The sequence below is a fragment of the Nostoc sp. DedQUE04 genome (genome assembly GCF_034530995.1).
Classification (GTDB): domain Bacteria; phylum Cyanobacteriota; class Cyanobacteriia; order Cyanobacteriales; family Nostocaceae; genus Nostoc.
The window spans coordinates 82,276-96,209 of the sequence record NZ_JAVRCA010000008.1 but is presented as its reverse complement, the minus strand read 5'-3'; the positions used below and the strand labels follow the sequence as shown (position 1 = coordinate 96,209).

Below are 13,934 nucleotides of genomic sequence, written 5' to 3'. Positions count from 1 at the left end.
ATACTCACTCTAGGACATTTGCAATCAATCCTGTAAAGCCAGATTTGTTGTAAGAATAAGCAAATGACAAATTTACAAGGCGATCGCAAGTAGAGTTAAAACTGAGTTTAGTTGTTCTTAATATTTACTATTTAATTAAATATCGAATATAGCCTTTGAATTTACCTCTACTAAAGGTATATATTTAAGTTAAGTCAGTTTGCGATCGCAAATACAAGGGACTGGGAATTGGGCATGGGGTATGGGGCACTAAATACAGAGATATTTTTTGTTGACTGTGGTTATGCCCAATCGGGTATGAGACTCTTGCATCTAGTAAATTATGCTCTTGGATGAATGTTTGAACTTTGTGGACGAATGTTTGAACTTTCTGGACGAATGTTTGAACTTTCTGGACAAATGTTTGAACTTTCTGGACGAATGTTTGAACTTTCTGGACGAATGTTTGAACTTTCTGGACGAATGTTTGAACTTTCTGGACGATATGTGGCATCATCTTCACGACTAACAATCTGCCAAGCGCCGAACCTACTTACTTAATATAATTAAACACCATTGAAGTAGCTGTTATAAAACATGGTAATAAATTTATTAGTGACAGATATAGAATTGGAACAAAACCATGATTGATGAACAAGAAATAGAAAAATTGTGGCAAGCTTTCAAAGTATTAGACGTAGACGGCAACGGCGCGATCTCAACCGAGGAACTAGGGGAGGTAATGCGATCGCTAGGGCAAAATCCCACAGAAGCGGGGCTGCGTGACTTGATTAAGGAGATTGACGTTGACTTATCAGGCACTATCGATTTTGAAGAATTTAAAACGCTGATGATTGCGAAAGTAGGCGATCGCCAAAGTCGCCTGAAGTTAGCTTTCAGCGCCTTTGATGAAGACGGTAGCGGTGAAATTACTGCCGTTGAACTGCGGACAGTGATGACTCAGTTTGGGCTGACAGACGCTGAGTTGAAAGAAATGTTGCAGGAAGTAGATCATGATGGCGATGGCTCAATTGACTTTGAGGAATTCTGTCAGCTAGTACCGGAGGAGTCAAGCAAAACTGGTTATCAAGACTCACCGATTTCCCTGAACAGTTCGCTCAAGACAGTGGCTACTTCCAATGAAGCCGCAGCAGCTAGCACCCAGGCGACGCCAGAAGCAACAACTCCAGAGTTGGCACAGCTAAGAGAACAGTTAGCGCAACAACCAAACTCAACGAATCAGAAAAAAAGCGGTACGTCTCCCTTACAAATGCAGATAGGTTTGTTTCGTTTGATTCAAGGAGCAGCCTACCGCAGCTTCCGTGAGAGTTTCTCTGCAAATCACGAAACTCACTTGCGGGTGAAAAACTTGCCATACAGAATTACTGATTTTGTGGAGTTTGTCAAACAAGCGATCGCACTGTACAAAGCATTAGGTATAGTATCCGAAGATTGCTACCCCGTTCTAGATGCAGTGGTGAAATCAATTGCTGATGAATACGCCCGATTGCAGGAGCGGATTAAGAACTGGCAAACAGTGGCAAAGACACCAGAAATGTTGGCAGAACAGCAAGCGATTTTAGAAGCGCGGAGTAAATTTGCCAATGTCAAAGAAAAGTTTGCTGCCGGAGTCGAGTTTGCAATTACGATCAAAAAGAAAAGTCTCAGCTTGGGTGATATCGTCGAAGGTGTGCTGGCCATTAACGAACTCAATCGTCTCAGGGGAATAGAACTGAATGAAGAAATGGCTCCACCACCAACTAAATCTCAGGCAAATCCAAAAGACTATTTGCACAAGTGGAACCGCGTCATTCTCTCCCAAGCAACTGAGGAAATAGATGGTGCAATCATGCCAGTAGCATACTGGTATGAGGACTTTATGCCAAAATTGTTGGCAGCGTTTAGTATTTCTACCACAGCAGATATCCAAAGTAACACCGTACCCGACGAAGTGGCTTTGGATGAATGGTATCAGTGTACAAAAAACTCAGGAGAATTTAACCGCTACGGGGCGGATGTTGCCGAAAATTTTCCCCGTTGCACTCCCAAACAGAAATTGATCCTCAAACAAGCATGGCGGTTAACGCATCACTACCTGAATGGAGTCCAGAAACGCCGCGAACGCTTAGAATTTGGGCGAGAATCAGGAGCGCTATCGCAGTATGTAGCATTCATTGATGTCTATCTAGATCGGACTGAGGTGAAGGATTCCCAAATGCGAGTCAGCTTCCCCTACTACATTGGCCCGGCAGTGTGGCGCTTCTTCCATACTACAGCTGAGATTGTGTCTACCAAGACCGATGTACAGCAAAAAGCCGCAATCGCAATCTTCAAAGATTTCTTCCAACTGTTTGCCACAATGTACCCCTGTCCTTACTGCCGACACCACCTGAATATGTACGTTGTCCAAAATAAGGAAGTGGATATGTATCCTGTAGAATACCTAATACTTGGGCGCGACCCCAAGCTGACTGACTTTGAGGTATCATTGGAGGCAAAATTGTCCACCGTCGTAGATGGTTCTTCCCTGCGCTTATTCTTCTGGAAACTGCATAACACCGTTTCTTCTTCCATTGCGCGATCGGAAGAATGGTATCACAAGGATGAAAAAGCATTCTACACCACCCGTTTTTGGCCCAGCCTTGACTCTGAGTTAGCAAGAGCCAATGCACTCAAATACACCAGCATAGAAACTGCTCGCATCTACAACATCTATGGAATTCTGAAGCCATTGGCACGGCTGACAGGGGTAAAAACAGAATTGCCAAAGCTGCTGGAGAAGGGCGATGCGAATAACCTCAAGGAAGCGTGTATAGTTGCACAGAACCACATCAAAGATTTAGAGGAAGCTGTCATTAACGGACAATTTCTCCAAGAAACATACTACTTTGAACCTAGCCTTGTGGATAAAGCTCCACTCTTCACCCCTGAAGAAGAAGAGTTTGCCCGAACCGGTATGTTTACAGAAACGATTTAAATACTTATAGGACTAGCCCTTCAAGGTGGGTAAAAATTTTGGTCAAAAAATTCCTCTTTAATTTTTTACTCTGTGTTTTCTCCGTCTGGAGTAGTTAAATAAATTACTTTTAAATTGCACAGACGCGGAGCGCACAAAGAGAAAAAGAGAGATTTTTCCAGTCACCTTGAAAGGGGTAGTCTTAACTTAGAATGCTTTAATTCCCCTCCTTCAAAGTTTGCTCAGCAGGGGAATTTTAGCGCGACCCATTAAATAACCTACAGCGTGCCAAATGCTTGTGGCTAGCGATCGCCGTTGCAACATCATTGTCTAATGAGAATTGCCCTTGGTAGCTAGCTTGAAATATCGATGATATAAAGGAGACAATAAAAATAGCCAAAGTAGAAGCTTGCCCCGAAAAGGCAATTTCAATGCTTTGAAAAGTCACAGTAGAGTTGGTATCTCACCCTGTATATGCCTTTGAATATCCTCTAAAATAAGTGTTTAGAAGCGTAAAGGTCTAGTCTAATTTATAGAGGATTTTTTCTAAAAGATAACCACCGATGTAGCCTGTAACCGTACATGACCAATCGAGAGGAATTAATGAAGAACGAGTCAACGTTAGCAAGCAACGCCAACGTAAATTTCCTTATCGGTGGAGGTGAAATGGGGGCTAGGATGCGAGAACAGGATTGGTCAAAAACGTCCCTTGGCCCAACACAGCAGTGGCCGCAGAGTTTGAAGACTGCCGTGCGAATTATGCTAACTTCCCGTCAACCCATGTTTGTTTGGTGGGGTGAAGAACTGATTAACCTTTACAATGACGCTTATAAAACTATTATTGGCGGCAAACATCCAGAAGCATTTGGGCAGCCAGCTTCATACGTGTGGCGGGAAATATGGGATCAGGTTGGGCCTCGCGCCGAATCAGCGATGCTAAAGAATGAGGGTACTTACGACGAAGCGCTACTGCTAATTATGGAGCGCAATGGCTACCCAGAGGAAACCTATTATACTTTTTCATATAGCCCGGTTCCTAATGACCAGGGCGACACAGGTGGGATCATCTGCGCCAACACAGAGGACACGCAGCGGATTATCAGCGAGCGTCAATTGGCACTTTTGCGCGAACTAGCGGCGAGGACAGCAGACGCACGGACATTCGATGAAGCCTGTACGCTAAGTGCGAGTTGTCTGGAGAGCAACCCTTACGATCTCCCGTTCGCAATGATTTATCTGGTCGATCCCGATAAGCAGGAAGTTTTTCTGGCTGGAACGTGCCGCATTGGGCAAAACCACGTAGCAGTTCCAGAAACAGTGGCTCTCGATGCTGATGGGGTTTGGCCCTTTGCGGAAGTGAGCAAAACGCATCAAGCCAAACTGATTTCCGATTTGGAAGTGTCTTTTAGTAGTCTACCCTGTGGTGTTTGGCAGCGATCGCCCCATCAAGCGATCGCAGTACCTATTGCCCCATCTGGTCAAAGCGGAAAAGCTGGTATATTAATCGCTGGTTTGAACCCCTTCAGGCTATTCGATGACAATTATAAAGGATTCATTGATTTAGTTGCGGCTCAAATTGCAGCCAGCATCGCTAACGCCCAAGCTTACGAGGAAGAACGCAAACGCGCTGAAGCCTTGGCAGAAATCGATCGCGCCAAAACCGTCTTTTTCAGCAACGTCAGCCACGAGTTCCGTACCCCACTGACTCTGATGTTGGGGCCATTAGAAGACACCTTAGCCACCTGTGCTACTCTGCTTCCAGCCAAAGAACGAGAGCAGCTAGAAATGGTGCAACGCAACGGACTTCGGCTACTGAAACTGGTCAACAGCTTGCTAGATTTTTCACGCATTGAAGCCGGAAGGGTTCAAGCCTCTTATGAACCCACCAACCTTGCCACCTTTACCGCAGAACTAGCTAGTGTATTTCGTTCCGCAGTAGAACGGGCAGGGATGCAGTTATCAGTTAATTGTCCGGCTCTGCCAGCACCAGTGTATGTAGATCGAGAGATGTGGGAAAAAATTGTTCTTAACCTACTCTCGAATGCCTTCAAGTTCACGATGGCTGGAGAAATTGCGGTCAGTTTGCAGTGGTTAAATGACCATGTTGAGTTTGCAGTCAAAGACACAGGAATCGGTATCCCAGCAGAAGAAATCACCCACCTTTTTGAACGATTCCACCGCGTCAAAGGGGCGCAAGGACGAACTTTTGAAGGGTCAGGGATTGGATTATCACTGGTGCAAGAATTGGTGCAAATGCATGGTGGAATAGTTAATGTTACCAGTCTTCTTGGAGTAGGCAGTTGCTTTACTGTGTCAATTCCAACAGGATATGCTCATTTGCCTCCAGACCGAATTAGTGCCCCGCGAACTTTAGCTTCAACTGCATTAGGTGCAACACCTTATTTAGAAGAAGCCCTGCGGTGGCTACCGGAAGAAGAGAGCAGGGGAAGCAGGGGGAGAAGAGAAGCAGGGGGAGAAGAACTAGTTCAAGAAGACTACAACATATATATAGATTCTTGCCCTGCCTCCCCTGCCTCCCCTGCCTCCCCTGCCCCCCTGCCCCTTTGCTCTTCTGCACCCTCTGCTCGGATTCTCTTGGCGGATGACAACGCAGATATGCGCGATTATGTTAAGCGGCTATTAAGTCAGCAGTATGAGGTGGAATCAGTGCCGGATGGTTTAGCTGCTTTGGATTCGGCTCGTGGACGTGTCCCAGATTTGGTACTGACAGATGTGATGATGCCTGGATTAGACGGTTTTGGACTGCTGCAAGCATTACGAGCCGATCCGCTGACGCAAAAAGTTCCCATCATTCTGTTGTCGGCACGGGCAGGGGAAGAGGCACGGGTGGAAGGGTTAGAAGCAGGAGCCGATGATTATCTGATTAAACCTTTCTCTGCCCGTGAATTGTTGGCGCGAGTAGAGGCAGCCTTAAAAATGGCTCGTCTCCGCCAAGAGGCAATGGAACGCGAGCAAGGGTTGCGAATTGAAGCTGAGGTCGCCAAAGCACACCTAGAGACTGTTATCGCTGGTATTCAAGACCAGTTCTTTGTATTGGATCGAGAGTGGCGTTATAGCTTTGTCAACGATCGCGTAGCAGATGTTGTTGGCATCCCCAAGGAAGAATTGCTAGGTAAGATCGTTTGGGAAGTGTTTCCCGATGTGGTTAAAAGCGAGTTTGATACTGAGGTTCATCGGGCGAAGGCAGAAAACACCGTTGTTCAATTTGAATACTTTTATGCGCCTTGGCAGCGCTGGTTTGAAAACCGCGTCTACCCCTTTGCAGAAGGAGTCAGCATTTTTGTTACAGAAATTAGCGATCGCAAACAAGCAGAAAAAGCACTTCGGGAAAGCGAAGAAAAGTTCCGCAACATGGCTGATAATGCCCCCTTCATGGTTTGGGTGACAGACACCAATAGCTACTGCACCTATCTCAGTCAAAGCTGGTACGATTTTACAGGTCAGAGCGAGGAAATGGGTTTGGGATTTGGCTGGTTAAATGCTGTGCATCCAGAAGACAGCAATGACACCAGGAATGTTTTTCTGGAAGCTAGTAGCAGTTATTCGGCTTTTCGTTTGGAGTACCGCTTGCGGCGCAAAGATGGCAAATATCGCTCTTGCATCGATGCTGCGAATCCGTGGTTTGGAGTGGACGGTGAGTTTAAAGGTTACATCGGCTCAGTGATTGACATTACCGAACGCAAAGTCGCAGAAGCCGAACGCGATCGCCTCCTAAAACTCGAGCAAACTGCCAGAACTGAAGCCGAAAGAGCCAACCGGATAAAAGATGAGTTTCTGGCGGTACTTTCCCATGAATTGCGATCGCCTCTGAATCCGATTCTTGGTTGGGCGAGACTCTTGCAGACTCGTGAGTTTGACACAGCAGCCATAAAGAAAGCGATCGCAACTATCGAGCGGAATGCTCAATTACAAGCTCAACTAATTGAAGATTTGCTTGATGTCTCTCGAATCTTACAAGGCAAGCTCAACCTGAAGATGTTACCTGTCAACCTAGTACTGGTGATTGAAGCGGGATTGGAAACAGTCCGTTTGGCAGCAGAAGCCAAAAATATTCAAATTCAGACGATGCTGGATGCTTCTTTCGGGCAAGTTTTGGGTGATTCCGGTCGTTTACAACAAGTTATTTGGAATCTCTTATCGAATGCCGTTAAATTCACTCCTGAAGGAGGAAAAATTGATATTCAACTAGAGTACGTTGACGCTGAAGCTCAGATTACCGTCAGCGACACAGGTAAGGGAATCAGCCCTGAGTTTCTACCTTATGTGTTTGAATATTTTCGTCAGGCTGATGGCACGACAACCCGAAAATTTGGTGGATTGGGGTTAGGGTTAGCAATTGTGCGTCATTTGACCGAATTACATGGCGGCACGATTCAAGCAGAAAGTTTAGGTGAGGGGCAAGGAGCTATTTTCCGAGTCTGGCTACCACTAATTAAAAAAGATTTAACCCCAAAACCAAACATAGATATTGCTGCACTAAATCCTTCTCCTCCAACTGAAATCCTGGCAGGCAGCCAAATCTTAGTTGTAGATGATGACGATGATACCCGTGACTTTCACACATTTGTACTAGAACAGGCTGGAGCAATGGTGACAGCAGTGACATCAGCAAAAGAAGCATTACAAATTTTGGCAGAGTCAGAACCAGATATGCTGCTCAGTGATATTGGGATGCCAGAGATGGATGGCTATATGCTAATGCGCCAAGTTAAAGCATTGCAGGCAAATCAAGCCAAACAAATTCCGGCGATCGCTTTAACTGCTTATGCTGGAGAAATCAATCAGCAACAAGCACTTGAATCAGGGTTTCAAAAGCATCTGTCTAAACCCGTCGAACCAGAGGAATTAATCAAGGAAATTGCAATTCTAATTGGTAGAAGTGGGCATGTCTAAGTATAGTGGAGCCAATTTCAAAGTCTCTCTCCCAACATTGGGAGAGGGATTTAGGATGAAAGCTCTTTGATTCATGGCTTAATTTATTAACTTGTTTTAAATATTTTGTTATTTATTGAGGTCTATTCATTCTTCAAAAAGATATATTTACTCTGAATTAATCTAGCTAAACGCTGTCACTAATTTGGCTAACTTTACTTTTACTTTGTAACTTAAATTGTTAATATAACTCCTCTTTTTGTTGCTTGATTGTACAAAATACCTCGGCAATTACTTGGGCTTCGAGTATAAATTTTGGTATGTGTCGCAAAGTCACTTACTCAGCTAAATTATGCAGTTTACTTAACTCATCAAATCTTCATGTATTTGAAGTGTAGTTTATCTTTTACAGTAAAAATAATGGGAATAATAGAATAAATCGGATTGAGCAAATTATTTAGCTATGAGCCAAATATGTCCTATCTCCAAAACCTGTGCTTGTCGCAATATTGCACGCTGCCGGACTAAGGAAGCAGGTAAGCTCTTTCTCTGGTTCCCCGTTTCACATACCCTGATAAAAGTCACCTCCTACCTACAGCAGTTTTCCCTTAAGTATGAACTGATGCACGAGCGACCAGGTTTGAGTTTGGAGTGTAGACCCGGACAGTCTCTAGAAATTGCCCGTAACCTGGCCAAACTACTTGCACCGAGAGAATTAAAAGAGACGCAAGTGCTTTTCATGCAAGGCACTTTCCAACCTCAACTCCATGATTTTAGTGACATAGCCTCATTACAACGCTTCATTAAGTTAAACCAATCCGACTGGCTGGTTGAAATGCTGGCAACAGAACGATTCACCAGTTACTTTCAACCAATTGTTTCAATTAACGATACATCGCAAATTTTTGGATATGAATCGCTCTTGCGCGGTCTAGATGAAGAAGGCAATTTAGTACTACCGACATCTATTCTGGAGTTAGCAACTGAAGCCGGACTTCTACCACAACTCGACCAAGTTGCTCGTCTGAGCACAATCACTCAATTCAGCCGCCATCAAGTAAATGGGCACATTTTCATCAATTTTGCACCAACGTCACTTTATGACCCAGCTTTTTGCCTACGTAGTACGGTAGAGGCCATTGATACTGCCAGAATTCCCCACGATCGCGTTGTTTTTGAAGTCGTGGAGTCAGACAATCCTCAAGATTTAGCTCACCTCAAGGCAGTGCTTCAATACTACCGGAATGCTGGGTTTTTAATCGCTCTTGACGATCTTGGTTCTGGTTATTCCAGCCTAAACTTGCTGCATCAGTTACGTCCAGATTTTATCAAGCTGGACATGGAGTTAATTCGAGATGTGCATCAAGACCTTTACAAAGCTTCGATTACCGAGAAGCTTTTAGAGATTACTCAAAAGTTAAATATTCAAACTGTTGCTGAAGGGATTGAGTGCATTGAAGAACTGAACTGGCTGCGAGAACGAGGTGCAAATTTTGCTCAAGGCTATTTGATTGCTAAACCCAGTGCAGCGCCTGTCACTACAACCCCTTTCTTTGAGCAAATCGCATCATTAACTGTAGCATCGGCACATTCTCAGCAGGTTGAGCAGCGTGTCCAACACCAAAGTGAGTCTGAGCGAATTGTTGCGGCTGTAACGCAGCGCATTCGACAATCGTTGGAGTTAGACGAGATTTTGCAAATCACGGTAGCCGAAGTGCGACAACTGTTTGAGGTAGATCGAGTGGTGATGTATCAGTTTAAGCCAGACTGGAGTGGATTAGTCGCTGTAGAATCCTTAGCAGAAGGGTGTATGTCGATTTTGGGATTTCACGTCATGGATACCTGCTTTCAATCCACGCGTGCAGCTTACTATCAACAAGGTAATACCAGAGCGATCGAAAACATTGAAACTGCGGGATTATCACCGTGCCATGTTGACCTCCTTAGAAGTCTGCAAATCCGGGCAAACCTTGTCGTACCAATTTTACAGCAAGGGCGTTTGTGGGGACTATTGATTGCTCACCAATGCCGTCATCCGAGACAATGGCAGCAATCGGAGATTAACTTGTTTAACCAGTTAGCAGGTCAAGCTGCGATCGCTATTCAGCAATCAGAACTTTACCACCAATTACAACAAGCAAACCAAGAATTACAGCGCCTTGCCTGTTCTGATGGTCTAACCCAAGTGGCAAATCGCCGCTGCTTTGATGACACGTTAAATACGCAGTGGCAATGGTTGGGACGAGAACAAGGTTCGCTATCTTTGATTTTGTGTGATGTCGATTACTTTAAGCTTTACAACGATACGCATGGACATTTGGCAGGAGATGATGCACTTAGACAGGTTGCTAAGGCAATCTCTCAGACAGTTAAACACCCCGCTGATTTAGTGGCTCGTTATGGCGGAGAAGAATTTGCAGTTATTTTGCCGAATACTGATATTGAAGGGGCCATTGCAGTTGCAAAAGATATTCAGATCAATGTTAGTGCATTACAAATGCCTCATCCCCGTTCTCAGGTCAGTAAATTCATTACTCTAAGTCTTGGTGTGGCAACCATCACTCCTCATAGCCAACTATCTCCTGCAACCTTAATTGCTGCTGCTGACCAAGGACTTTACCAGGCAAAAGCACAAGGGAGAAATTGTGTCGTGCAGATGGATTGTAAGAATGCTGATGCTAAATAATCCTCTTTCATCCCGTCTACCAGCTTTCGTTGCAAGAATCGTTATTTCCCCCTGACAGTGCCAGTAAATCTTTTTCACAGCTAGCCGTTGCTGAAATGACTTTTTCTGAATTTAAATGGAACAAAAATCTTTTCTCGATTGGATAAATTCAGGGGTAATCATCTATCAGCATCGCTTAAGGAAAGCGGCATCAATAATGCAAAGTTTGTAGTGAGAGCAAATGAAGGCTGAAGCCGTCACTAAAAAATAATCTCCAGATTTTTTACATTACTTAATTTACTTCGATTTATTCTCACTTACGTTGAGTTGGTGAAGATAAGACGAAAAGTAAACGTGTGAATAAAATGTTAATGGCTTGACAAGTTGTGATTATATGAAATAATAATCATCTATGTATAAAAAAACTTTGACGATCTCAAGAGATTTTGATATACAACTGTTAAACTGATTCAGTTTTCTGTTCATATATGAATGTATTAATTATTTTGGCTGAAGTCAGCCTGATAATCTTTGTTTTTTTATTACTGAACTGGGTTTTCAGCAAATTATTCAAGCTATTTACTAAAACCTTTATACCTAAAAACGACAATAGAAGTATCAAAACCCTCCGCCGAAATATCACAGGGTTATTGTTATTTGTTTGCGTGGTGTCGTGCATTTTGATTGTGGGTGCTAATGGTTATCTAGTTTATCGGGGCGAAAACCTTCAGCAATACACACTCTTGTTGATTGAGCGTATCCCATCAGGATTTTGGGTGACACTAGGAATTGGCATAGCTCAGAGTATTGGCACTTTGATTTTAGCGGCGATCGCTCTGAAATTTCTCAAATATTGGCTGAAGGTAGCCAGCACTCGCGCCAAGAACTTAGAAAAAAATACTGCTGACGATGAAAGTATTGATGCTTTCTTTAACGCTTTGTATGACAGAATCAGTGGTGGAATCTGGCTTTGGGCTGTCATCTTGTGTGCCCAGTTTCTCAAATTACCAACTACGGTTTCGGAATATTTGTACATCGCCCTGCGAATCTATCTAATCATTGCCGTTGGCTTGCTTATACTCAAAGCAGCCGCTGCGATCGTTGATAGTCTAGATGCTCTCAGCATCAGATACTCCAATCCTGATAACCTGCTCAGATTCTACGATCGCCTCCGACACTTAATACCCTTTTTAAAGCGCTGCTTGGAATTTGTGATTTATGTCTGCATGGCAACATTGGTGATTCAACAGGTGCAGTTAATTGCCAATGTCGCAACTTTTGGCCCGCGAATTATCAAGATAATCGGTATCATCTTCATTAGTCGCGTGTTGTTTGAGGTAGTTTACTTACTTATTGAAGAGGTGCTGTTCAAAGAGCAGAATCTAACTGATATTCAAAGAAGTAGACGCCTGACGCTCGTTCCTCTGTTTCGTAGTTTCTTACAATACTTAATTTACTTTGGTGCTACAGTTTTCATTCTCTATGCCCTGAGTATCGATCCAACTCCCATACTTGCGGGTGCTGGTATTGTCGGCATCGCTGTGGGGTTAGGGGCACAAACACTAATTAATGATATTGTCTGCGGCTTCTTTATTCTATTTGAAAACTACTACTTAGTAGGTGACTATATTGAAGCTGGAAAAGCCGAAGAGAAAGTTGTCGAAGGTATTGTCGAGGCGATTGAACTCAGAACCACTCGTGTCAGACATCCTAATGGTCAATTGCAGATTATTCGCAATGGCGATATTGGCTCAATTACTAATTACTCCAAACAGTATATCTTTGCAGTAGTAGAAGTTGGCGTGCCTTATGATTCCAACTTAGCGCACGTATACAAAGTAATTGAGGAGGTAGGACAGCAGTTAAAAGCAGAAGATCCAGATGTACTAGAAAGCACACAGGTGGATGGAGTCGAAAGTTTGGGAGAGTCTAACTTGTTGCTACGAACATTGACGAAAGTAAAGCCAGGAAAACATCTTCAGATTCAGCGCGTTCTTCGGAAGATTTTTACGAATGCACTGCAACAGGAAGGAATTATAATTCCCGTGCGCGCTGAAAGTGCCGAAGGTTAAGTTGAACAGATTCTTGTCAGCAGAATAGGTGATTTCCTACGCTCTGGTTATTTCTTTTAATTATTTTAGCTCACTGCCTTTAAGCAATATCAATGCTATCTTAAATGCTTTGGCAGTTTGTGTACTTGCCAAAGATGTTATGAACAAAATATGGTTGTAATTTGCTAAAATTAGCTTCTTCATTTATTGATTAGGCAAAAAAGTTTTGTTAGCTGTAACGCGGCGTTTAACCCGTTCTCAGTTCTGAGTAAAGATGTTAGATTCCCAACTTCTTTACTCAGCACTACTACCCCAGTCTCTAGTCTCTAGTCCCCATCAGTCTAACCAATTAATTTCTGCCAACTAGCAGGGCCGATAATTCCATCAGCATCTAAACCATTTTGCTTTTGAAAGTTTTTAACTACAACCTCTGTTTGCGGCCCGTAGACGCCATCATTCTCAACACCTAAACGGTATTGCAAGTATTTGACAACTGCATTACCAGCATGATTTGGTCTAAGTATTCGTTTTGCCAAAATTTGATTTATGGCACTCCATGTAGCTTCATTAGCAATTCCAGTTGACTGAACCCCAACAATAGTCTGAAATTTTTCTACAGCAGATTTGGTGTTAGCCCCTGTGAAGCCATCTTCCACTAATGTTTTACCATTTTTATCAGTTATTTTTAGTCGATTTAAGGCTTTTTGGAGTCTGAGAATCGTGGTATCTACATTATCTTCTTCATCTGGTACAGGGTTAACAGGGGCACTTGGCACTTTACCAGTTAAGCCTTTGACAATTGCATTAGCCATTGCTTCAGGATTAAAAAGATTTATATCTTTTTGCGAATCGAGGAAGCAACATTCTATCAAGATAGCAGGCATATCTGTATTTTTCAGAACAAACAAGTGGGAACCACTCTTAACGCCACGATTAAAAAATCCTAACTTGATGATTTCATCTAATACAGGTTTAGCGATTTTTCTACCTGTATCGCTAGTTGCAAATACTTCTGTGCCGTTAGCTTGCCCGTTAAAAGAGTTAAAATGAATCGAGACGTAAATATCTACTTTACTCGCATTAGCTGTAGAACATCTTTTTGAGAGTGATTCACGTACTGTACTAGCACTACTTGGTTTACATACTACGACTTCATTTCCTAAAGCTCTTAATTTGGTTATAACTCTATTACCGACATCTAAAGTTAAATTATCCTCGATTTTAATCCCTCTAGCTCCTGTATCTGGTGGACAATTGTGCCCGCTATCGATTCCGAATTTCATTATTTCATCCTCAAGTTAATTGTTTTTACACTAATTCAAAACTCTTCTAATTATATAGACAAAGTTTTGTTAATAACTTTGTGAAAATACTTGTTAGCAATGGCTGC

The 13,934-nt window shown here is 43.2% G+C and carries 7 protein-coding genes; 5 read left to right on the top strand and 2 right to left on the bottom strand.

Annotated features, from left to right (window positions below):
- The first annotated feature begins 336 nt into the window (after window positions 1–336).
- Window positions 337–540 carry a hypothetical protein gene (locus tag RM049_RS07910; protein ID WP_322703792.1) on the top strand — a complete coding sequence of 68 codons (204 nt, stop codon included), beginning with the start codon at window positions 337–339 and terminating at the stop codon, window positions 538–540.
- Window positions 541–622: 82 nt separating this feature from the next.
- Window positions 623–2,956: an EF-hand domain-containing protein gene (locus tag RM049_RS07905; RefSeq protein ID WP_322703791.1), complete on the top strand. Its 2,334-nt coding sequence runs from the start codon at window positions 623–625 to the stop codon at window positions 2,954–2,956.
- 235 nt (window positions 2,957–3,191) lie between these two features.
- Here the strand turns inward: RM049_RS07905 and RM049_RS07900 are convergent, their stop codons facing one another.
- Entirely contained in the window at window positions 3,192–3,383 is a 192-nt protein-coding gene (locus RM049_RS07900) for a hypothetical protein (protein WP_322703790.1), read from the bottom strand.
- A gap of 155 nt (window positions 3,384–3,538) precedes the next feature.
- Here RM049_RS07900 and RM049_RS07895 point away from each other — a divergent pair, with 155 nt between their 5' ends.
- The 3 genes from RM049_RS07895 to RM049_RS07885 all read left to right on the top strand — a co-directional run bounded on the left by RM049_RS07895 (window position 3,539) and on the right by RM049_RS07885 (window position 12,565).
- Entirely contained in the window at window positions 3,539–7,849 is a 4,311-nt protein-coding gene (locus tag RM049_RS07895; protein WP_322703789.1) for an ATP-binding protein, read from the top strand.
- A 442-nt stretch (window positions 7,850–8,291) separates the two neighbouring features.
- Entirely contained in the window at window positions 8,292–10,514 is a 2,223-nt protein-coding gene (locus RM049_RS07890) for an EAL domain-containing protein (protein WP_322703788.1), read from the top strand.
- A gap of 467 nt (window positions 10,515–10,981) precedes the next feature.
- Window positions 10,982–12,565: a mechanosensitive ion channel family protein gene (locus tag RM049_RS07885; RefSeq protein ID WP_322703787.1), complete on the top strand. Its 1,584-nt coding sequence runs from the start codon at window positions 10,982–10,984 to the stop codon at window positions 12,563–12,565.
- A gap of 320 nt (window positions 12,566–12,885) precedes the next feature.
- Here RM049_RS07885 and RM049_RS07880 read toward each other — a convergent pair whose 3' ends face one another.
- Window positions 12,886–13,827 (bottom strand): N-acetylmuramoyl-L-alanine amidase, encoded by a 942-nt coding sequence (locus RM049_RS07880; RefSeq protein WP_322703786.1) that lies wholly within the window; start codon window positions 13,825–13,827, stop codon window positions 12,886–12,888.
- Window positions 13,828–13,934: the final 107 nt, after the last annotated feature.